This window comes from Streptomyces sp. NPDC039424, assembly GCF_055639495.1.
The window spans coordinates 407,769-428,328 of the sequence record NZ_JBVKAI010000004.1 but is presented as its reverse complement, the minus strand read 5'-3'; the positions used below and the strand labels follow the sequence as shown (position 1 = coordinate 428,328).

Genomic DNA, 20,560 nt, shown 5'->3' with positions numbered 1-20,560 from the left:
CCGGCCCCGACCCTCCGGAGGTCACGGATGGACAGGCACGCGCACGACCGCCGACGCTTCCTCGCCCTCACCGCCGCCACCGCCGCGGCCCCGCTGCTGACGGCGTGCGGCGCGGGGTTCGGCGGCGACGACGGCGACAAGGGCGGCGGCTCGGCCGCGGACGACGTCACCGGCTCCTTCGACTGGAAGCGGGAGAAGGGCAGGACGGTCAAGGCGCTGCTGAACAAGCACCCGTACACGGACGCCCTCGTCGCCGACCTGAAGTCGTTCACCGCGAAGACCGGCATCAAGGTCGAGTACGACGTCTTCCCCGAGGACAACTACTTCGACAAGCTCACCGTGGACCTCTCCAGCGGGCGCGCCTCGTACGACGTCTTCATGCTCGGCGCGTACATGGTGTGGCAGTACGGGCCGCCGGGATGGCTGGAGGACCTGGGCCCGTGGATGCGCAACTCCTCCGCCACCGGCGAGGAATGGGACCGGGCCGACTTCTTCCCCAACCTCCTCCAGGCCGACCAGTGGTCGCTGAAGGCGGGGGCGCCGCTCGGGCAGGGCGGGCAGTACGCGCTGCCGTGGGGGTGGGAGACGAACGTCGTCGCCTACAACACCGAGGTGTTCGGCAAGCTGGGCCTGAAGCCCGCCGAGTCCTTCGACGAGCTGCGCGAGCTCGCCGGGGTGATCAAGAGGAAGGCGCCCGGCGCCGGCTACGACGGGATGTACGGGATCGCCGTACGCGGCTCGCGCAGCTGGGCGACCATCCACCCCGGCTTCATGACCATGTACGCCCGCAACGGGCTGCACGACTTCACCGTCGAGGGCGGCAAGCTCACCCCGGCCATGAACTCCCCGGAGGCCATCGCCTTCACCCAGGACTGGGCGGGCATGGTCAAGCAGGGCGGGCCGCCCTCGTGGACCTCGTACACCTGGTACCAGTGCTCCAGCGACCTCGGCGCGAAGAAGGCGGGCATGCTCTTCGACGCGGACACGGCCGCCTACTTCCAGGCGGTGAAGGGCGCGAGCCCCGCCTCCGGGAAGATCGCCTTCCACCCCGGCCCGAAGGGACCGGACGGGTCGCTCGCCACCAACATGTGGATCTGGTCGCTCGGCATGAACGCCAAGAGCAAGAAGAAGAGCGCCAGTTGGCTCTTCCTCCAGTGGGCCACCGGCAAGGAGCACCTGCGCAGGGCCGCCGTCACCCATAACCACATCGACCCGGTGCGGAAGTCGGTCAGCCAGGACGCCGCCTACAAGGACAAGATGAAGCACCTCCCCGGCTTCATCGAGACCTTCGAGACGGTCGTCGACCAGACGAAGATCCAGTTCACCCCGCAGGCCCAGTTCTTCGACGCCACCACCAGCTGGGCGGCGGCTCTCCAGGAGATCTACGGCGGCAAGAGCGCGAGGTCGGTGCTGAACGGGCTGGCGAGCGACCTCGCCCCGAAGGTGGGCTGAGCGCGGATGGGCACGGGCTGGCGGCTCACCCTGCGTCCTTACGTCCTGATCGTCCCGGCACTGCTCCTGACCTGCGGGATCCTCTACCCCTTCGGGCTCGGCCTCTACTACACGCTGTTCGACTTCTCGGCGAGCAAACCGCAGCCGGACATGGTCCGCCTCCACAACTACGAGACCGTCTTCACACAGGACGCCTTCTGGAACTCGGCCTGGGTCACGGTGCTGTACGCGGTCGGCGCCGCCGCCGTGGAGACGGTCCTCGGGGTCGCGGTCGCCCTGCTGCTGCACCGGTCGTCGCTGGTCGGCCGGATCCTGGAGAAGATCCTGATCCTGCCCCTGATGATCGCCCCGGTGATCGCGGCGATCATCTGGAAGCTGATGCTCCAGCCGTCGGTGGGGGTGGTCAACCATGTGCTGAGGCCCTTCGGCCTCGGCGGGGTCCAGTGGACCGACACCCCGACGGGGGCGCTGCTGTCGTCCATCGCCGTGGACGTGTGGGTCTACACCCCGTTCGTGGCGATCCTCGCCCTGGCCGGGCTGCGCTCCCTGCCCGCCTCCCCCTTCGAGGCGGCTGCCGTCGACGGCGCCCGCTGGTGGTACACCTTCCGGCGGCTGACCCTGCCGATGCTGTGGCCCTATGTGCTGGTCGCGGTGATCTTCCGGTTCATGGACTCGCTGAAGGTGTTCGACATCATCTACGCCCTGACGGAGGGCGGGCCCGGCGACTCCACGGTGGTGCTGCAGATCCGGGCGTATCTGGAGGCGATCCGCTTCCAGCGCTACTCCTTCGGGATCAGCTACACGATCGTGCTGTGGGCCGTGGTGTATCTGGCCGCGATGGTCCTCGTCCGGCATCTGGGGCGGATCCAGCGGAAGGCGGCCGAGGTCAAGTGAGGTACAAGAAGCGCCTGCTGGGCTGGCTCGCCGACGCCGCCCTCATCCTCTACTTCGTCTTCGCGCTGTTCCCGATCGCCTGGATGGTGATCCTCTCCCTGAAACCCGCCGACCAGCTCTTCAGCACCTACTTCTCCTTCACCCCGACCCTCGGCGCCTACCGGACCGTCCTCGGCGACAGCGAGGGCATCCCCTTCGTGCGGTTCTTCGTCAACAGCCTGGTGGTGTCGGTGGGCGCGGTCGCGCTCTCCCTGGTGGTCGGCCTTCCGGCGGCGTACGCCTCGGCACGCTGGCGGTTCAGGGGCTCGGAGAACCTGATGTTCGCACTGCTGTCGTTCCGGTTCGCGCCCGAACTCACCGTGATCATCCCGCTGTTCGTGCTGTACCAGAACCTCGGGCTGTTCGACACGTACGTCGGCATGGTGTGGGTGCTGCAACTGGTCACCCTGCCGCTGATCGTGTGGATCATGCGGTCCTACTTCGCCGACCTGACCCCGGAGCTGGAACAGGCGGCCCTGCTGGACGGGTACACCCGCAAGCAGGCGTTCTTCAAGGTCGCCCTGCCGCTGGTGAAGCCCGGCATCGCGGCCGTGTCGCTGCTGGCGTTCATCTTCGCCTGGAACAACTTCGTCTTCCCGCTCATCCTCACCTCCAACGAGGCCCAGACGGTGACCGTGGGCGCGCTGTCCTTCCTGGGCGGCGACCGGCCCAAGTACAACCTCACGGCCGCCGCCGCGCTGGTGTCCGTGGTCCCGCCGCTGCTGCTGGCGCTGACCATCCAGCGGTATCTGGTGCGGGGGCTGTCGTTCGGGGCGGTGAAGTCGTGAGCACGGCGATCGCACTGCGGGGCGTCCGCAAGGCCTACGGGCGGACCACCGCCCTCGACGGCCTCGAACTGGACGTCCGGGAGGGGGAGTTCTTCTGCCTCCTCGGCCCCTCCGGTGCCGGCAAGACCACCACCCTGAAGACGGTCGCCGGTCTCGAACAGCCCGACTCGGGCACGGTCGAGATCGACGGCCGGGACATGCGCGGGGTGGAGCCGTACGACCGGGGGGTGGCCATGTGCTTCGAGAGTTACGCCCTCTACCCGCACCGCTCGGTGTACGACAACCTCGCCTCCCCGCTCCGCTCCCCCCGGCACCGGCTGCCCGCCGCCGAAGCCCGTGACCGGGTCGGCGCCATCGCCGAACTCCTCGGCATCGGCGCCCTGCTGGACCGCCAGGTCGGGCAGCTGTCCAACGGGCAGCGGCAGCGCGTCGCCCTCGGCCGGGTCCTGGTCCGCCCCGCCCGCGCCTTCCTCCTCGACGAGCCCCTCTCCCACCTCGACGCCAAGCTGCGCCAGCAGATGCGGGCCGAGCTGAAGGCGATCGGCGCGGTGCGGCGCACGACCACCCTGTACGTCACCCACGACTCGGTGGAGGCCCTGGCCCTCGGGGACCGGATCGGGGTCATCCGCGACGGGTCGATCGTGCAGACGGGGACCCGGGAGGACATCTGGTACCGGCCGTACGACACCGAGGTCGCGCGGGCCTTCGGGCGGCCCCGGATCAACCTGCTGCCCGGCACGGTGACCGCCGACGGCGGCTTCCGGTCGGCGGACGGGAAGGTCGAACTGCCGCTCCCGGTAAGGGCGTCCACGGGCGGCGAGGTGCTCGTGGGCGTACGCCCCCGGGACATCGCCCTGGGCGGCGACGGCCATGAACTCACCGGCACGGTCTACGTCACCGAGGTGCTGGGCCGCTCGGTCGAGGTCACCGTGCGGCTCGGCGAGCAGCATGTGTCGCTCGTCGTGCCCCGGGCCGCCGCGGCCGGACTGCGTCCCGACGATCCCGTCCGTCTGGCCGTCCGGCCTGAGAACCTGCTGGTGTTCGAGGCCGACCGGCCACAGCGCCCAGGACGACGGATCGGGAAGAGCACGTGATGAGCAGCAGTGGAGCACAGCAGGGCCCCGCGGCCCGCCAGGCCGCCATGGCCGAACGCGTACTGGCCGACGGCTCGGCCACCGCGGCCGAACTCGCCGAACGCTTCGGGGTGAGCCTGATGACCATCCACCGCGACCTCGACGAGCTCGAACGGCAGGGGATCGTGAGGAAGTTCAGGGGCGGGGTGACCGCGCAGCCGTCCGGGGTGTTCGAGTCGAACGTGCAGTACCGGCTGAAGACCATGCGGGCGCAGAAGGCCGCGATCGCCGATCACGCGCTGCGCTCGATAGAGCCCGGCATGGCCATCCTCCTCGACGACTCCACCTCAACCCTGGAGATAGCGCGCAGGCTCCGGCTCGGCGAGATCACCCCGCTCACGGTCGTCACCAACTTCCTGGAGGCGATCAACCTGTTGTCGGACCAGCGGGGCATCCACCTGATGGCGCTCGGCGGCGACTACGACCCGCTGCACTCCTCCTTCCTCGGGGTGTCCTGCGTGGAGGCCGTGCAGCAGCTGCGGGTGGACGTGTGCTTCGCCTCGACGTCGGCCGTGCGCGGCGGCTACGCCTACCACCAGGAGCAGCACATCGTCTCGGTGAAGCGGGCGATGCTCGACTCGGCCGCCCGCAATGTCCTGCTGGTCGACCACACCAAGCTGGGCCGGGTCGCCCTGCACCGGGTCGCCCCGCTCTCCCGTTTCGACCTGCTGCTGGTGGACGACGGGGCCTCCGAGGAGGCGCTGCGCGACCTGGACGAACACAAGGTGCCCTACGAGGTGTGCGCCGCCGCGAAGAAGGAGGGCGATGACCGCGCTGGAGTTACGTGAGCTGCGCAAGACCTACCGGTCGCGGAGCCGCCCGGCGGTGGACGCGGTGCGCGGACTGGACCTGAGACTGGAGTCGGGGGAACTGCTCGGGCTGCTCGGCCCGTCCGGCTGCGGCAAGTCCACCACCCTGCGGATGATCGCGGGCCTGGAGGCGGTGACCGGCGGGGACATCCTGGTCGGCGGGGCCTCGGTGGTGGGGCGGCCCGCGCAGGAGCGGAACATCGGGGTGGCGTTCGAGAACTACGCGCTGTACCCGCCGCTGACGGTGGCGGAGAACCTGGCGTTCGGGCTGAAGGCGCGCAGAGGTAAGGCCAGGAAGGACGTGGCCCGCAAGGTCGCCGAGATCGCCGAGCGGGTCGACCTCACCGGCATCCTCGACGCCCGCCCGGCCGGCCTGTCCAGCGGCCAGAAGCAGCGGGTGTCCCTGGCCCGCGCCCTGATCCGCGAGCCGGACGTGCTCCTCCTCGACGAGCCGCTGTCCCATCTGGACGCCGCCCAGCGCGACGCCACCCGCCGCGAACTCAAGCGGATCCAGCGGGACCTGGGCCACACCACCATCCTGGTCACGCACGACCAGGAGGAGGCCCTCTCCCTCGCCGACCGGATCGCGGTGATGAGGGACGGCGTGATCCAGCAGCTGGGCACGCCGTACGAGATCTACGACAGCCCCGCCAACACCTTCGTCGCGGACTTCGTCGGCGAGCCCGCCGTCAACCTGCTGCCCGGTATCGCCACGGACGACGGCCACGCCCGCCTCTCCGGCACCGTCCGCGTCCCGCTCCCGGTCCCGGTGGCCGCCGGCCGCGCGGTGGTGGTCGGGATCCGCCCGGAGGACCTCGAGCTGACGGGTGCGGACGGCATCCCCGCCCGGGTGGTGGCCCACGAGCCGCTGCTGGAGTCGGGCATCGCCACCCTCGCCCTCGACGGGGTGGAGCGCCCCCTCGTCGTCCTCACCGAACCCGAGGTGCGCCTCGCGCACGACGAGCGGGTCCGGGTGACGCCCGGGCTCACCCATGTCTTCGACGCCGAGACGGGAGACTCCCTTTGACGACCTCCGCCAGCAGCGTGCGTGTCGTGGCCGCCGGTGACCACTTCGTCCTGCCGTCGCTCATCACGCAGGCGCTCGCCGACGAAGCGCCCTGCGATGTCGAGGAGGTGACTCTCGGCTGGCCCCTGGAGCCCTTCGGCCCGGTCGCCGAGGTGAACGAGGCCAGCGACGCCGAGGAGCAGCTGATCGACGCGCTCGCGGACGCGGAGGTGCTGGTGACCCAGATGGGCCCGGTGACCGAACGCGTCCTCGCCGCCTGCCCCCGCCTGCGGCTGGTCGTGGTCTGCCGGGGCGGCCCGGTGAACGTCAACCTGGACGCGGCCGGGCGGCACGACGTCCGGGTCTGCTTCGCGCCCGGCCGCAACGCCGCCGCCACCGCCGAGTTCACCGTCGGCCTGCTCCTGGCCGCGCTGCGCCGCATCCCCCAGGCCCACGAACTCCTCGCCCGGCAGGGCAGTTGGGCCGGGGCGACCTACTACACCTACGAGCACAGCGGCCTGGAGCTGGAGGACCTGCCGGTCGGCCTGGTCGGGTACGGGGCGGTGGGCAGCCGGGTCGCACGGGTGCTGTGCGCCTTCGGGGCGCGGGTGATGGTGTACGACCCGTATGTGCGCGGGGAGGTGCACGGTCTGCGCCTGGCCTCCCTGGACGAGCTGCTGCGCCGCTCCCGGGTGGTCACCCTGCACGCCCGGCTCACCGACGAGACGCGCGGGCTGATCGGCGCCCGCGAACTGGCGCTGCTGCCGCCGGGCGCGGTGGTGGTGAACGCGGCGCGCGGTCCGCTCCTGGACGAGGACGCGCTGTGCGACGCGCTGGAGAGCGGGCGGCTGTCGGCGGCGGCCCTGGACACCTACGCGCGCGAGCCGCTCCCCGCGGACTCCCGGCTGACGGGGCTGGCCGAGCGCGTCGTACTGACGCCCCATCTCGGCGGGGCAAGCCGGGCGGTGGCGGAGAAGGCGGCGCGGATCGCCGCCGCGGAGGTGGGGCGCTGGGTGCGCGGGGAGCCGCTCGCGCACTGTCTGACCTGAACGGCCGGCAATCGACCTCGGGAGGTGACATGTACGTCGGAATCGATGTGGGCACGTCCATGGTGAAGGCCGCCGCGTACGACGAGACGGGCCGCCAGCTGGCCGTCGAGGCGCGCCCGGTGGGCCTCGCCCTGCACGGCGGGCACGTCGAGCAGGACATGGCGGAGGTGTACGAGGCGGTCGTCGCCGTACTCGCCGCGCTGACCGAGCGGGTGCCGGAGCCGGTGGAGCTCGCCGGACTGACCGGGCAGGGCGACGGGGTGTGGCTGGTGGACGCAGAGGGCCGCCCGGTGCGGCCGGCGGCCTCCTGGATGGACGGCCGGGCGCACGAGCTGCTCGACCGGTGGCTGGCGGACGGCACCTTCGAGACGGTGTTCCGGCGCACCGGCAGCGCCATGTTCCCGGGCTGCCCCGGCCCCCTGCTGGCCTGGCTCGACCGCCACGAGCCGAAGTCCCTGGACGCGGCGGCCTCGGCCGTCTACTGCAAGGACATGGTCTTCCAGCGTCTGACGGGCGCGGCGCGGGCCGTCACGGACGTGTCGGACGCGTCGATGCCGTTCCTCGACCCGCGCACCCGGTCGTACGACAACGGGGTCGTCGAGCTGCTCGGCCTGACCCATCGCAGGCGGCTGCTCGCCCCCGTCAGCGACCCGGTGGCTACCGGCGAGGCGAGCTCCGAGGGCCTGCCGCCGGGCACCCGGCTCGCGAACGGACCGTACGACCTCCCCGCCTGCGCGCTCGGCGCCGGAGTGACGCGGCCCGGCGACGGTCTGCTGATCGTCGGCACCTGCCTGGCGAGCCTGGTCGCCACCACCGACCTGGACCTGACCGGGGAACCGGCCGGCCTGTACATCTCCACCGACCGCCCCGGCCACTGGCTGCGCGCGATGCCCGCGATGGTCGGCACGGCCGCCCTGGACTGGGTGCTGTCCACGACGGGAGTGCACCACGACGAGGTGGACGCCCTGCTGGCGGACACCCCGCCCGGCGCCCACGGCGTCCGCGTCCTGCCCTACTTCGCGCCCTCCGGCGAGCGCGCCCCGTTCGTCGAACCCCGGCTGCGCGCCGAACTCACCGGCGTCTGCCTGGAGTCGACCCCAGCCGACCTGATCCGCGCGACCTGCGAGGGCATCGGCTACGCGGCCCGGCACTGTCTGGCCGCCGCCGGTCTGACCGGCACCCTCGCGGTGTGCGGCGGCGGCACCCGCAGCCCCGCCTGGATGCGGCTGCTGGCGGACGTGCTGGGCCGGCCCCTGCGCGTGGTCGAGGGCGAGGTCGGCGCCCGCGGCGCGGTGCTGGCGGCCGCCGAGCGGTACGGCATCCCGCTGGACGCGGCCTCCTGGACCCGGCCCACGGCGGTCGTGGAGCCGGACGCGGACCGGGCGGCGTACTACGCCAAGGGCTACGAGGAGCATCTGGAGCGACTGGCACAAGCGAGGAACCGCGCGCGGCGGTGACCGCGTCGTGGCCCGAACGTGACGAGAGGCGGCACATGGAGTTCAAGCGATGCCCGAGCTGCGGCGGCCCGCTGCAGGCGTTCCGCGGGCTCACCGACGAGGAGAAGGAGTACGTCCGCAAGGAGAAGCCGCGCCACGCGCCCGAGGCCTACGTCCGCTGCACCCGGGAGGGGTGCCGCCGGTACCAGCGCAGCTGGAACTGGACCGACGGCGGCTGGTTCCCCCCTCCCGAGGAGACATGACGGTCAGAGGTTGCTGAAGTCCGGCCCCTTGGTCCGGGTCCGCTTGATCTCGTAGAAGCCCGGGACGGAGGCGACCGCCAGGGTGCCGTCCCAGAGGCGGGCCGCCTCCTCGCCCTTCGGGGCGGGGGTGACGACCGGACCGAAGAAGGCGATCTGCTCGCCGTCGGGGCCCGGCACCGCGATCACCGGGGTGCCGACGTCCTGGCCGACCTTCTCGATGCCCTCCTTGTGGGAGGCGCGCAGCTCGGCGTCGAACTCGAAGTCCTCCTGCTCGGCGTAGTCGATCAGGTCGGCGGGCAGGCCGGCGTCCGCGAGGGCGCCCGCGATGGCCTCCAGGGTCGGGCCCTCGCCGTTGTTGTGGAAGCGGGTGCCGAGCGCGGTGTAAAGGGGGCCGAGGACGTCGGCGCCGTGCTTCTGCCAGGCCGCGGTCACCACGCGCACCGGCTTCCACGCCTTGGTGGCGAGCCACTCGCGGTACTCCTCCGGCAGCTCGTCCAGCCGGTTCTCGTTCAGCACCGCGAGGCTCATGATGTGCCAGCGGACCTCGATGTCCCGGACCTTCTCCACTTCCAGCACCCACCGGGAGGTCATCCAGGCCCAGGGGCACGACGGGTCGAACCAGAAGTCGACAGGGGTCTTGCCGGAGGCGGTCGTGGACTCGGACATGGCTCTCCTCGAAAAGCGGGTCGTTTCCTGCGGCAACACCACGGTCGCCGACGCCATTCCCGCTGTCCGCCGTCAGGGCCACATGGCAGGATCGGTGCTGTTCAGCCGTACACCCGACGATGAGGGAGTTGCCGCCCGTGCCCGGTGAGAATCTGTCCCGCGACGAGGCCCGGGAGCGGGCCGCCCTGCTGTCCGTCGACGGATACGAGGTGTCCCTGGACCTGCGGTCGGCCGTCGGCGACGGGGACGGCGAGCCGCGCACCTTCCGCTCGGTCACCACGATCCGCTTCCGCTGCAACGAGCCCGGCGCGAGCAGCTTCGCGGACCTGATCGCGCCGAGCGTGACCGCCGTCTCCCTCAACGGCAGGGACCTCGACCCCGGCGAGGTCTTCGACGGCACCCGGATCGCCCTGGAGGACCTGGCCGCCGAGAACGAGCTGGTCGTGGACGCCCGCTGCGCCTACTCCCGCACCGGCGAGGGGCTGCACCGCTTCGTCGACCCCGAGGACGGAGAGGTCTACCTCTACACCCAGTACGAGCCGGCCGACTCCCGCCGCGTCTTCGCGAACTTCGAGCAGCCGGACCTCAAGGCCCCCTTCCGCTTCGAGGTGCGGGCGCCGGAGGGCTGGACGGTCTGGAGCAACGGCGAGGGCGAACGCACCGACGGCGTCTGGCGTTTCGCGGAGACGAAGCCGATCTCGACGTACATCACCTGTGTGGTGGCGGGCCCGTACCACTACGTGACCGACTCGTACGAGCGGGTGTTCGAGGACGGGACGAAGCTGGAGATCCCGCTCGGCGCCATGTGCCGCAAGGGCCTGGCCCCCTACTTCGAGGCCGACGACGTCTTCCTGATCACCAAGCAGGGCCTGGACTTCTTCCACGACCACTTCGACTACCCGTACCCCTTCGGGAAGTACGACCAGGCGTTCGTGCCCGAGTACAACCTCGGCGCGATGGAGAACCCCGGTCTGGTGACCTTCCGCGAGGAGTACATCTTCCGCGGGAAGGTGACGCAGGCGTCGTACGAGAGCCGGGCCAACGTCATCCTGCACGAGATGGCGCACATGTGGTTCGGCGACCTGGTCACCATGGAGTGGTGGGACGACCTGTGGCTCAAGGAGTCCTTCGCGGACTTCATGGGCGCCTTCGCGACGGTCGGCGCGACCCGCTTCAAGACCGGCTGGATCACCTTCGCCAACCGCCGCAAGGCCTGGGCCTACCGCGCCGACCAGCTGCCCTCCACCCACCCCGTCACCGCCGACATCCGCGATCTGCAGGACGCCAAGCTCAACTTCGACGGCATCACCTACGCCAAGGGCGCCTCGGTGCTCAAGCAGCTGGTGGCGTACGTCGGCCAGGACGCCTTCCTGGAGGGCGCCCGCCGCTACTTCAAGCGCAACGCGTACGGCAACACGCGCCTCGGCGACCTGCTGTCGGTCCTCGAGGAGACCAGCGGCCGGGACATGGCCGTCTGGGCGCGCTCCTGGCTCCAGACCGCCGGGGTCAACTCGCTGACCCCGCAGGTGCTGCTGGACGAGGAGGGCCGGATCGACGAGCTGGCCGTGCTCCAGGAGGCCCCGGAGTCGCACCCGGAGCTGCGCCCGCACCGGGTGGCGGTGGGCCTGTACCGCCGTACGCCCTCGGGCTCGGTGGAGCGGTACGCGCGCGTGGAGACGGATGTCGCGGGCCCGCGCACGGTGGTGACGGAGCTGGCGGGCGCCGAAGCCCCGGAGCTCGTACTCGTCAACGACGACGACCTCACCTACTGCAAGATCCGCTTCGACGAGACCTCGCTGGCCACGCTCCGGCAGCACCTGGGCGCGGTGACCGACCCGCTGGCCCGCGCCCTGTGCTGGTCGGCCCTGTGGAACATGACCCGGGACGCGCTGCTGCCGGCCCGGGACTTCATCGACCTGGTGCTGCGCTTCGCGGGCCGTGAGTCGGAGATCGGCGTGCTGCAGATGCTGCACGCGTGGGCCGGCTCGGCGGTGGTCCACTACGCGGCCCCGGACTGGCGGCCGGCCGGCGAGCGGCTGCTCGCCGAGGGCGCGCTGCGCGAGCTCCGCGCGGCCGAACCGGGCAGCGAACACCAGCTGGCCTGGGCGCGCTTCTTCGCGGCGGTGGCCGAGGGCGAGGACGACCTGCTCCTGCTGAAGGGCCTGCTGGACGGCACCGCCGAGATCGACGGACTCGACGTGGACCAGGAGCTGCGCTGGGCGTTCCTGGAGCCGCTGGCCTCCCACGGTGTCGCGGACGAGGCCGTGCTGGCGGCCGAACTGGCCCGCGACGACACGGCCTCCGGCAAGCGCCACCAGGTCCGCTGCCTCGCGGCCCGCCCCTCGGCGGCGGTGAAGGCGCAGGCGTGGGCGCAGGTGGTGGAGTCGGACGCGCTCTCGAACGCCCTGGTGGAGGCCACCATCGCGGGCTTCACCCAGCCCTCGCAGCGAGAGCTGACGGCACCGTACGCCCAGAAGTACTTCGCGGCGATCGAGCGGGTCTGGACCGAGCGGTCGATCCAGATCGGTATGGACGTGGTCCGGGGCCTGTTCCCTTCCTACCAGGACTCGCCTCAGACGCTGGCGGCGACGGACGCCTGGCTGACGGCCCATCAGGACGCGGCCCCGGCCCTGCGCCGGCTGGTACTGGAGGCCCGGGACGACCTGGCGCGGGGGCTGCGGGGGCAGGCCTGCGACGCGGAGGCGGCTCCTGCCTGAGGTCCGCCCCCGGCCCGACCTCGACCTTTGGCCTGAGATTGGTCGGTCGGTGACCGTTACGGAATTCAGGCAATAAGAACCGTAACCCCTGGTCCGCACCTGAACGGACCAGGGGTTTTCCCTGCCTACTCGGCACCCGAACATCCGTCCTTTAGTGCTGCCTTGTCCGTATTTGTCGACGAGCATGTAACAGCGGTTAAGGGTGGGATCAGGCGAGGGAATCGGAAGGTCATGACGCACAACACCCCGCTCTCCCCCCGCCCCCTCCGCCACCTCTCCCAGGTGCACCGCCGCGTGATGACCACGGCCCAGCTCCGCTCCCACGGCGTGACGACCGCCGAACTGAACGAGCAGTGCCGCACCGGCGGCCCCTGGCAGCAGCTCCTCCCCGGAGTCACCCTGCTCCACCCCGGCCCGCCGACCAGCGAGGAGCGCCTGCACGCGGCGCTGATCTACGCGGCGCGGGAGTCCGGCCCGGCCGGCGTCCCCACCCAGCCCGACGCGGACACCCCCCACCCCCAGGCCTACCCGGAGGTGATGATCACGGGCCTCGCCGCCCTCGCCCTGTACGGCTTCACCTCCACCCCGCCCCTGCTGTCCCTGGAGCACATCGACGTCCTGGTCCCCCGCCTGCGCCGCCTGCGCTCCACCGGCTACGTCCACATCATCCGCACGCCCGGCCTTCCGGCCCCCCGCCAGGTGACGGGCCTGCCGGTGGCGCCGGTGCCGCGCGCCCTGGCGGACGCGGTGGCCGGACTGTCGGACGCGGGCGTGGTGCGCGGCCTGCTCACGGAGGCGGTACGCGCGGGACACTGCGAACCCGCCTCCGTGGTGCGGGAGTTGACCCAGGCGAAGCTGCTCTCCCGCTCACACGTGGTGGACGCGGTGGACTCGCTGCTGGCGGAGGGCCGCGCGGTGGCGGAGAACCGCCTGTACCGGATGGTGCGCGAGTACGGCCTCCCGGACCCGATCTGGAACGTGGACCTCCGCCTCCCCGGCGGCCCGCTCCTCGGCGGCCTCGACGCGTACTGGCCAGACCAGGCGGTGGCCCTCGAACTCGACACGCGGGCACCCCGGCAGGAGGAGGACGCCATGTGGTCCGAGTACGCCCGCAAGCGCGAGCACCTCGAACGCCTCGGCATCACGGTCGTCCACATCACCCCGAAAAAGCTCCGGGACTCGATGGAACAGCAGGCGACCATCATCCGCACCGCCCTGATGGCCTCGACGGACCGCGATCCCGCCGCGTACGTCATGGTCCTGCCCCGCTAGTGCCGGACCGGGGCGCAACCAGGAGGGGAGAAGAGGGGCCACCGGGATGAGGATCATCCCGGTGGCCCCTCCTCGTGCGCGCGTGGGCACGGTCGCCGGTCAGCCTCCCGAGCCCGGACGGAGTCCCTCGCGTACCTCGCCCGTATGCGAGGCGTGTACCGCGTCGAGCAGGGCGGCGTAGGCCGCGATCATGCGGGTGCGGCTGAATCGCTCGCGGCTGCGGGTCAGGGCAGGGGCGAGGTCCGCGCGGCCGGTGATCGCACCGGCCCAGGCGAGAGCGATGGCCCCCGGGTCCGGCGGGGTGACGAAACCGAGCCCGGCCACGATGGCGGCGCTGTCGCCGACGTCGGTCGTGACGGGGACGGCACCGCACATCATGCCCTCGATCAGGCAGAGCGGGGCCGCCTCGCCGGAGGACGAGGTGAGGGCGACGACGTCGGAACCGGCGTAGACGGCCTCCATGTCCCGCCGCACCCCGAGCAGGTGCACGCGCTCGCGCAGCGCCCGCTCCTCGTCGCCGAACGCGACGGCGATGTCCGCCCACAGGGCCGGATTGCCGTCGGTCATCCCGGCACCGCACATCACCACGTGCCCGCCGCCCTCGCGCGCCAGCCAGGTGCGAGCGGCGCGCAGGAAGAGGGTGACGTTCTTCATGGCGGCGTATCGGGCGGCGAAGACGACGACCGGTGCGGTGGCCGGGATGCCGAGCGAGGCCCGGAACGCGACCCGCGCCCTCGCGTCGGGCCGGAACCGCAGAAGATCCACGCCGTTGGGGATGACGTGCAGCAGCTCACCGGGGATCCCGGCGGCCTCGTACGCGTCCCGGGTCGACTCGGCGCAGCAGACGCAGGCGGCCACCGTGCCGTCGGCGATGGCGGCCTTCAGTTCGGCCAGTGCCGGGCCCTGGTTCTCGGGGTCGGAGCGGTGGAGGCAGACCACTACGGGGCGGCGGGGCAGGCCGGCCTGGTTGAGGAGGGCGAGCGGCTGTTCCTTCAGGGAGAGGATCACGTCCGCCTCTGCCATGGCCCGGGCCGTTTCGGCCAGTTCCGGGCCGCTGAAAACCGCCGCCGCGAGGGACCCGTCGACCAGCCCGGCGGTGCGGTCCAGCGAGGTGACCTCGACGCCGCCGGCCGTGAGCGCCCGGTAGCAGGTGTCGTCCTCCATGCGCTGCCGGGTGGCCTCCCGGTGCACCTCACCATGGATGCTCAGCACCCGGTGCCGTTGCCGGCCGCCTTCGACCAGCCCCAGCACCGCGTCACTGTGGACGATCCGGGCTCCGCCGGAGAAGAAGCCCTCGTAGACCGAGAGCACACGCAGTCCGTGCCTCGCGCGCACACGACCACCCGCCTTGCATAGAAATCGCGCCAAACCCGTGAACAGCGGGCTAGCCGATATGAGGCGGTACGGACGTTTCGTACGGATGAACACGGCGTCTCGTATCGGAGTCCGATGCGTGACGCGAGGCCGGGCCCGTCACAGCGTGGCCGATCACTCCGCCAAGGCTTTCCCGCCGCTCACCGGAAGGCCGCCGCATTGCGCTGCGCCCACGCCGCGAAGGAGCCCGGCGCCCGCCCCAGAACCCGCTCCACGTCCGGGCTGACGCGCCGCTCCTCGGGGGTGGGCTCGCCCAGGACCGCCAGCGTGCCCTCGACCACCGGCGGCGGCATGAAGGCGGACATCTGCGCCTGGGCCTCCCCCCGCGTCTGCTCCACGAAGCGGACCGGCTCCCCCAGCGCCGCCGCGAGCGCCGCCGCCCGTTCGCGCGGGGTCGTGGGCGCGGGGCCGGTCAGGGTGTAGGTCGCCCCGGCGTGGGCGGCGCCCTCGGCCCGCAGGACCACCGCGCCGACCGCCGCCACGTCGTCGGGGTCGACGAAGGGCAGGCCCACGTCGCCGAAGGGGGCGGCGGCGGTGCGGTGGAGGCGTACGGGCTCGGCCCAGGCGAAGGCGTTGGATGCCAGGCCGCCGGAGCGCAGGATCGTCCACTCCAGGCCCGATTCCCGTACGGCCGCCTCGAAGCGGGCGGCGTGCGCGTACGTCTGCGGGCGGGTGCCGGCGCCCAGGCTGGAGAGGAGGACCAGTCTTTGCACCCCCGCCGCCTTGGCGGCGCCCACGATGCCCTGCGGGTCCTCCCCGGCCACCAGCAGGAACACGGCTCGGGCGCCCTCCAGGGGCAGAGCGCCCGCCTCGCCCAGGTCGGCGGCGACCGCTCGCGCGCCCGGTGGGACGTCGGCCCCGGTGATGCGCCGGGCCACGCCGGTCACCCGCTCCCCCGCCTCCGTCAGCAGCCGTACCAGTGTCCGGCCGACGTTGCCCGTGGCGCCCGTCACGACGATCATGGCAATCCCCCTGCTAGTGAGTTAGTTGACTGACTAAGTAGCCGTCGGGACGACCGTAGCACAAGGAGCCGCCTATAGTCAGTCGGGTGACTGACTCACAGAACGCGAGGTTGAAGGCCGCCGGGGCCAAGCGACGCCGGCTGATGGCCGCCGCGGCCGAGGTGGTGCACCGGCAGGGCGTGGAGCGGACCACCATCGCCGACATCGCGCGCGCCGCCGACGTGCCGACGGGCAACGTCTACTACTACTTCAAGACCAAGGACGACCTCGTAGCGGCGGCCCTCGCCGAGCACTCCCGGCAACTCGATGCCGTCACCGCCGAGTTGGCACGGCTCCCCGACCCTCGCGAGCGCCTCAAGGCGCTGGTGCGGGGCTGGGTGGAGCAGCGCGACCTCGCCGCCCGCTTCGGCTGCCCCACCGGGACGCTGGCCGCGGAACTGGACAAGCGGGAGGAGGGCGGGCTGGACGCCGAGGCCGGCCAGGTGGTGCGGCGGCTGCTCGACTGGGTGGAGGGGCAGTTCCGCGAGCTGGGGCTGCCCGGCCCGGACGGGCTCGCGCTGACGCTGGTGGGCGCGTACCAGGGCATGTCGCTGCTGACCAACGCCCTGCGCGATCCGGAGATCATGACGAAGGAGGGAGCCCGGCTGATCGACTGGCTGGACTCCCTCCAGGTCAAAGGAGATGGCTAGCGGCTCACTTGCCGCAGTACTCCCCCTCGACCACCGCGTCGCTGTCCCCCGTCCAGTCCCCGTTGAAGTTGAACGCCAGGGCGTGGCGGCCGTCCGCCGTCGTGGTCGCCGAGGACGAGGAGCCGTGGATGCCGCCGTCGTGGCCCCAGACGTGCACGCCGCAGCCGAGCTCGCGGTCGATGAGGCCGAGGCCGTAGCGGGCGCCGGGAATGGCGTCGACCTTCACCGTGGTCTTCATTTCCTTCAGCTGCCGCGGCGGGAGGAGCCTGCCGCGCAGGAGGGCGCTGTAGAAGCGGGTGAGGTCGGCGGAGTCGGAGATCATCTCCCCCGCCGAGGAGGCGAGGGAGGGGTTGAGCCGGGTCACGTCGTACGTGGGACCGGTCGCCGTCTCGGCCAGCTTGCTGTAGGCGCGACTGCTCGGGCTCGGGACCGTGACCCGCGTACCGGGGGCCGAGGTGGCCGTCAGCTTCAGCGGGCCGATGATGCGGTGGGTGATCTCCTGGGCGTAGGAGTGGCCCGTCACACTCTTGATCACCATGCCGGCCAGGACGTAGTTGGTGTTGGAGTAGTTCCAGGAGGTGCCCGGCGCGAAGTCCGGCTTGTGGCGCATGGCGACGGCCACCAGCTGCTTCGGGGTGCGGGTGTCGTAGCGGTGCTCGAAGAACCCGTCCTTCAGGAAGTAGGTGCGGGCGAAGTCGTCGTCCGCGGTGTAGTTGAAGATGCCGCTGGTGTGGTTCAGGAGCTGGCGGACGGTGATGTCGCGGCCGTCGTGGCCGTGGCCGTGCACCACGCCCGGCAGCCACTTCTCCACCGTGTCGTCCAGGGACAGGCGGCCCTCCGCCTCCAGCTGGAGCAGGACGGTCGCCACGAAGGTCTTGGTGATGCTGCCGACGCGGTAGCGGTCGTCCGCCGAACGCGGGGCGCCGGTGCGGGTGTTGCCGACGCCGGCCGTGGTGGACCAGGAGCCCCGCGCGTCCTTGGCGGTGGCGGTCGCTCCGGGGACGCCGGATCTGACGGCCGCCTCGACGGCCCGGCGGGTGGCGGAGTGTTCGGCGGCAGAGTGGTGGGCGGCGGGAGCGGCTGCCAGGGCCGGTCCCGCCAGGGTCACCGACAGGGCCAGGGCGGCCGTGACTCCCACCAGCGGCGTGCGTACGTGCATGTCTTCCCCCAGCTGGGCTGTTGAGCTCGGTCGCCGGGAGGGACCCTATCCCGCACGCGAAGGTTGCCTCGCTGTGGGCCGGTTGGGTTGCTTTCAGCCCTTCTTGAGCACCAGTTCCGTGTTCCGGTCGGCCGCGTTGCCCGCGAGGGCCTTGTTGGCGCCGGGGGCGTTGTAGGAGAGCTCGCGGTAGAGGGCGGCGAGGCCCGTCTGGGAGAGGTCGGTGTAGTCCGTGCGGTGCGGGGCGGCGGACTCGACGAGGGTGGTGAAGACGGAGAGGGTGCCGTCCTTGTTGTCGACCAGCTCGATGACGCGGGCGAGCTGGGGGAAGTCGACGTGGGAGGCGGTGGAGATCTCCCAGAAGGAGCGGTTGCCGGAGGCGGCGTGCGGGGTGATGACGTTCTTGTGGATGTGGCCGTTCACCCAGGCCAGGACGTTGGCGTGGCGGGCGAGGAGGGAGACCACCTCGGCGCCGTTGTGGCGGCGCTCGGACGGGCGGGCCGGGTCGGGGCGGGTGTTGGTCATCGTCTTGCTGGTGTGGTGGCTGAAGACGACGGCGTAGGAGTCCTTGTTCTGGGTGAGGGTCCTGTCCAGCCAGTTCAGCTGGGCGGTGCCGAGGGAGCCCTCGTAGTGGCCGCCGGGGTCGGTGGTGTCCAGGCTGATGCCGATCACGTCGTCGGAGATGCGGAAGGCGTAGTACTGCGTGCCCGCGTCCACGTTGGCGGAGGAGTAACCGTGGCCGACCGGGCCGAGGCCCTGGTTCGCCGGGTCCAGGTGGGCCTTGAGGTAGTCGGCCGGGGTGTAGGGGGCGCGCTTCTCGTCCGGGGTGACCGAGCGCATGGAGCGGGTGTGGGCCTTGAGGAAGTCGCGGTACTGGACACCCTTCGGGTCCTTGGCGTTCTTGATGGCGTCCTGGAGCTTCTTGGCCTCGGCGGCGGAGACGCTCAGCAGCTTCTTGCCGCCGATGGCCGCCTGGGCGAGGTAGGTGTCGCCGTGCGAGCCGTAGCAGCCCAGCGGCAGCGAGTCGTGGTTGCCGACCGTGGAGTACCAGGGCAGGTTGAGGCCGGGGCTGCGGGCCTCCCGGATCGCGGCGGCCAGGTAGCCCTTGAGGTGCGGGAAGCCGAGCGTCTTGTCACCGTCGCGGAGGGTGGAGTCGGGCTGCCAGTACAGCTTCAGGCCGCTGTTCTGCACGCCCTCGTAGTGCTTGGGGTCACCGGAGTTGGCGGTGATCCGGCCGCCGCTCATCACCTTCATGAACCACTCCAGCTCGGAGTGGGCGTTGTTGTCGGTGTTGTCGCCGGTGGTCATGACGAAGTGGAGCGGGGCACCGGTGACGGGGGCGCCACGCAGCGCGTTGACCCGCTCGACGAGCGAGATGGCGCCCTGCACGGTCAGCGCCTCGTGCGGGCGCCAGGCGTGCGGGTCGGTGGAGCGCAGGAACTCCAGGCGCAGGGGGTGCTGGACGTCCATCAGGTGCAGGTCGGTGAACTGCACGAAGGCGGCGAGGGCGGTACGGCGGTCCGCGCGGCCGGACTTGGGGGCGGCCAGGTCGCTTCTGACGACGCGCTTCCAGCCGGGGCCGTCGCCGAGCCGGCGGTAGCCGGAGCTGTTGCGGGGTGCGGCGACGCTCGCGACGGTCGTGCCCTTGGTGTAGGGGGCGAGGGGCGGGGCCGGGGCCATGGGGGTCCCCCCGGTCGAGCGAAGTCGAGACTGGGGGAGGGAGTTGGCGACCGGCGCCTGGTGGGTCGTCGTGGTGTGGGTGGCGGCCTGGCTTTCGGTCGGGCGCAGGGCGTACCCCACGCCTCCGGAGAGCGAGAGCGCCCCGGCGGTGGCCAGGACGGTACGGCGGTTGACCCCCAGGGCGGAGGCGGCGACAGAGCGTATGCGCGACATGGCGCGATCTCCCCGAGTGCGAACTGCGTCGGCAGTGGTCGCGGGCGGTCGCTGTCGCGAACATCCCGCTCGCTCTGGATCGTTGGCACCGGGGATGACCTGCGCGTGAACGAGACGGCAACGGGCAGCGCCGATCACCGTACGTGGATCTCGGCGTACCGGGGGTGGCCATGGAGCGGTCCGCGGGTGGCCGGGACGTGGTTACTCCTCGTTCATCTGACGGGGTAGGGGAGGGGTCCCGGCCCCGCTACTCGGCCTCGCCCAGCACCCGTCCGGCCGCCGGGCGTTCGCGCCACAGGCGCAGGGCGATGTCCACCAGACGGACCCGGGTGAGGCCGGGTACCGCGGACAGGTCCTGCCATGCGGCCAGGTCGGTGGAGCCGTTCACCTCGTTGCGGAGTTCGCCGCCCGTGACGCGGCCCTCGTAGATGATCCGCACGCCGTGGTGGTCGGTCGGGGGCCGGCCGAGGCCCCGGCGGCCGAAGACGTGGCGGGAGGAGTCCACGCCGAGGAGACCGGTGACCTCGATTTGGTAGCCGGTCTCCTCGGTCAGCTCCCGGCGGACGGTGTCGTACGGGTCCTCGCCGTGCTCCATGCCACCGCCGGGGAGCACCCACTCCGGCGTGCCGTCGGGGGCCGGTGAGCGGGCGAGCAGGATCTGTCCGTCGCGGACACACACGGCGTAGGCCGCCACCCTCAACTTCTGTCGCATGCCGGGACGTTAGCCTGCCCGGTCCGGATCGGCCGGTGAGTATTCCGGCGGCGACCGTGCGAAGGCGTCCCGCCACTATCCGCGTTCACTCACCCGGAATACTTGGTGAACACGCAACGAAAGACGGGCATTTAGCACCCTAAATCCCCCATGGCGTGTGGCGGAAGTACGCCATGGGTCCATCCCCGCGGAGTCAACACTCCCCAAACATCTTCCCCTTGGGCAAAGCTGTGCGCTCGTCCGGCACCGA

General features: G+C 71.6%; 18 protein-coding genes. 12 read left to right on the top strand and 6 right to left on the bottom strand.

Annotation, left to right across the window (positions count from 1 at the left end):
• Positions 1-27 precede the first annotated feature (27 nt).
• Genes ACZ7L0_RS13235 through ACZ7L0_RS13195 form a run of 9 tightly spaced genes read left to right on the top strand, consistent with a single transcriptional unit; the run spans position 28 to position 8,869 of the window.
• The gene (locus ACZ7L0_RS13235) at positions 28-1,452 is read left to right on the top strand and encodes an ABC transporter substrate-binding protein (RefSeq protein WP_471242549.1); all 1,425 of its coding nucleotides are present in this window, start codon (positions 28-30) and stop codon (positions 1,450-1,452) included.
• A 6-nt stretch (positions 1,453-1,458) separates the two neighbouring features.
• Positions 1,459-2,346, top strand: coding sequence for a carbohydrate ABC transporter permease (locus ACZ7L0_RS13230; RefSeq protein WP_471242548.1), 888 nt, complete (start codon positions 1,459-1,461; stop codon positions 2,344-2,346).
• Positions 2,343-3,173 (top strand): carbohydrate ABC transporter permease, encoded by an 831-nt coding sequence (locus ACZ7L0_RS13225; protein ID WP_471242547.1) that lies wholly within the window; start codon positions 2,343-2,345, stop codon positions 3,171-3,173. Before ACZ7L0_RS13230 ends, ACZ7L0_RS13225 begins: the two co-directional genes overlap by 4 nt.
• Positions 3,170-4,267, top strand: coding sequence for an ABC transporter ATP-binding protein (locus ACZ7L0_RS13220; protein WP_471242546.1), 1,098 nt, complete (start codon positions 3,170-3,172; stop codon positions 4,265-4,267). The genes ACZ7L0_RS13225 and ACZ7L0_RS13220 overlap by 4 nt, the downstream gene beginning before the upstream one ends.
• The gene (locus tag ACZ7L0_RS13215; RefSeq protein WP_471242545.1) at positions 4,267-5,094 is read left to right on the top strand and encodes a DeoR/GlpR family DNA-binding transcription regulator; all 828 of its coding nucleotides are present in this window, start codon (positions 4,267-4,269) and stop codon (positions 5,092-5,094) included. Before ACZ7L0_RS13220 ends, ACZ7L0_RS13215 begins: the two co-directional genes overlap by 1 nt.
• Positions 5,072-6,142 carry an ABC transporter ATP-binding protein gene (locus tag ACZ7L0_RS13210; protein WP_471242544.1) on the top strand — a complete coding sequence of 357 codons (1,071 nt, stop codon included), beginning with the start codon at positions 5,072-5,074 and terminating at the stop codon, positions 6,140-6,142. Before ACZ7L0_RS13215 ends, ACZ7L0_RS13210 begins: the two co-directional genes overlap by 23 nt.
• Positions 6,139-7,170 carry a 2-hydroxyacid dehydrogenase gene (locus ACZ7L0_RS13205; RefSeq protein ID WP_471242543.1) on the top strand — a complete coding sequence of 344 codons (1,032 nt, stop codon included), beginning with the start codon at positions 6,139-6,141 and terminating at the stop codon, positions 7,168-7,170. The genes ACZ7L0_RS13210 and ACZ7L0_RS13205 overlap by 4 nt, the downstream gene beginning before the upstream one ends.
• A 29-nt stretch (positions 7,171-7,199) precedes the next feature.
• Complete coding sequence (locus ACZ7L0_RS13200) at positions 7,200-8,627, top strand: FGGY family carbohydrate kinase (RefSeq protein ID WP_471242542.1); 1,428 nt, start codon at positions 7,200-7,202, stop codon at positions 8,625-8,627.
• Positions 8,628-8,662: 35 nt separating this feature from the next.
• Complete coding sequence (locus tag ACZ7L0_RS13195) at positions 8,663-8,869, top strand: hypothetical protein (protein WP_471242541.1); 207 nt, start codon at positions 8,663-8,665, stop codon at positions 8,867-8,869.
• Between the two features lie 3 nt (positions 8,870-8,872).
• On the opposite strand, the gene ACZ7L0_RS13190 is transcribed toward ACZ7L0_RS13195, so the two are convergent.
• Positions 8,873-9,535, bottom strand: a complete 663-nt coding sequence (locus ACZ7L0_RS13190) for a mycothiol-dependent nitroreductase Rv2466c family protein (RefSeq protein WP_471242540.1) — start codon at positions 9,533-9,535, stop codon at positions 8,873-8,875.
• 137 nt (positions 9,536-9,672) lie between these two features.
• Between ACZ7L0_RS13190 and pepN the strand changes: the two genes are divergently transcribed.
• Both pepN and ACZ7L0_RS13180 read left to right on the top strand, forming a co-directional pair.
• On the top strand, positions 9,673-12,252 hold the full coding sequence (gene pepN, locus ACZ7L0_RS13185; RefSeq protein ID WP_471242539.1) for an aminopeptidase N: 2,580 nt from the start codon (positions 9,673-9,675) through the stop codon (positions 12,250-12,252).
• A 231-nt stretch (positions 12,253-12,483) separates the two neighbouring features.
• Positions 12,484-13,524, top strand: a complete 1,041-nt coding sequence (locus ACZ7L0_RS13180) for a hypothetical protein (protein WP_471242538.1) — start codon at positions 12,484-12,486, stop codon at positions 13,522-13,524.
• A 99-nt stretch (positions 13,525-13,623) separates the two neighbouring features.
• On the opposite strand, the gene ACZ7L0_RS13175 is transcribed toward ACZ7L0_RS13180, so the two are convergent.
• Together ACZ7L0_RS13175 and ACZ7L0_RS13170 are read right to left on the bottom strand one after the other, a co-directional pair.
• The gene (locus ACZ7L0_RS13175; RefSeq protein WP_471242749.1) at positions 13,624-14,835 is read right to left on the bottom strand and encodes a glycosyltransferase; all 1,212 of its coding nucleotides are present in this window, start codon (positions 14,833-14,835) and stop codon (positions 13,624-13,626) included.
• A 203-nt stretch (positions 14,836-15,038) separates the two neighbouring features.
• Positions 15,039-15,860, bottom strand: coding sequence for an SDR family oxidoreductase (locus ACZ7L0_RS13170; RefSeq protein ID WP_471242537.1), 822 nt, complete (start codon positions 15,858-15,860; stop codon positions 15,039-15,041).
• Between the two features lie 86 nt (positions 15,861-15,946).
• Here ACZ7L0_RS13170 and ACZ7L0_RS13165 point away from each other — a divergent pair, with 86 nt between their 5' ends.
• A complete protein-coding gene (locus tag ACZ7L0_RS13165) occupies positions 15,947-16,549 on the top strand; it encodes a TetR/AcrR family transcriptional regulator (RefSeq protein ID WP_471242536.1) in 603 nt (200 codons plus the stop codon).
• Positions 16,550-16,553: 4 nt separating this feature from the next.
• On the opposite strand, the gene ACZ7L0_RS13160 is transcribed toward ACZ7L0_RS13165, so the two are convergent.
• The 3 genes from ACZ7L0_RS13160 to ACZ7L0_RS13150 form a co-directional block, all read right to left on the bottom strand.
• Positions 16,554-17,708 carry a serine hydrolase domain-containing protein gene (locus tag ACZ7L0_RS13160; RefSeq protein WP_471242535.1) on the bottom strand — a complete coding sequence of 385 codons (1,155 nt, stop codon included), beginning with the start codon at positions 17,706-17,708 and terminating at the stop codon, positions 16,554-16,556.
• A gap of 93 nt (positions 17,709-17,801) precedes the next feature.
• Positions 17,802-19,598, bottom strand: coding sequence for a TIGR03767 family metallophosphoesterase (locus tag ACZ7L0_RS13155; protein ID WP_471242534.1), 1,797 nt, complete (start codon positions 19,596-19,598; stop codon positions 17,802-17,804).
• Positions 19,599-19,845: 247 nt separating this feature from the next.
• Positions 19,846-20,310, bottom strand: coding sequence for an NUDIX hydrolase (locus ACZ7L0_RS13150; protein WP_471242533.1), 465 nt, complete (start codon positions 20,308-20,310; stop codon positions 19,846-19,848).
• Positions 20,311-20,560: the final 250 nt, after the last annotated feature.

Excerpts from the sequence above, each read along its gene's own strand:
- ACZ7L0_RS13235 (WP_471242549.1), top strand. The coding sequence starts at position 28 with ATGGACAGGCACGCGCACGACCGCCGACGCTTCCTCGCCCTCACCGCC.
- ACZ7L0_RS13230 (WP_471242548.1), top strand. The coding sequence starts at position 1,459 with ATGGGCACGGGCTGGCGGCTCACCCTGCGTCCTTACGTCCTGATCGTC.
- ACZ7L0_RS13215 (WP_471242545.1), top strand. The coding sequence starts at position 4,267 with ATGAGCAGCAGTGGAGCACAGCAGGGCCCCGCGGCCCGCCAGGCCGCC.
- ACZ7L0_RS13210 (WP_471242544.1), top strand. The coding sequence starts at position 5,072 with ATGACCGCGCTGGAGTTACGTGAGCTGCGCAAGACCTACCGGTCGCGG.
- ACZ7L0_RS13200 (WP_471242542.1), top strand. The coding sequence starts at position 7,200 with ATGTACGTCGGAATCGATGTGGGCACGTCCATGGTGAAGGCCGCCGCG.
- ACZ7L0_RS13195 (WP_471242541.1), top strand. The coding sequence starts at position 8,663 with ATGGAGTTCAAGCGATGCCCGAGCTGCGGCGGCCCGCTGCAGGCGTTC.
- ACZ7L0_RS13190 (WP_471242540.1), bottom strand. The coding sequence starts at position 9,535 with ATGTCCGAGTCCACGACCGCCTCCGGCAAGACCCCTGTCGACTTCTGG.
- ACZ7L0_RS13180 (WP_471242538.1), top strand. The coding sequence starts at position 12,484 with ATGACGCACAACACCCCGCTCTCCCCCCGCCCCCTCCGCCACCTCTCC.
- ACZ7L0_RS13170 (WP_471242537.1), bottom strand. The coding sequence starts at position 15,860 with ATGATCGTCGTGACGGGCGCCACGGGCAACGTCGGCCGGACACTGGTA.
- ACZ7L0_RS13160 (WP_471242535.1), bottom strand. The coding sequence starts at position 17,708 with ATGCACGTACGCACGCCGCTGGTGGGAGTCACGGCCGCCCTGGCCCTG.
- ACZ7L0_RS13155 (WP_471242534.1), bottom strand. The coding sequence starts at position 19,598 with ATGTCGCGCATACGCTCTGTCGCCGCCTCCGCCCTGGGGGTCAACCGC.
- ACZ7L0_RS13150 (WP_471242533.1), bottom strand. The coding sequence starts at position 20,310 with ATGCGACAGAAGTTGAGGGTGGCGGCCTACGCCGTGTGTGTCCGCGAC.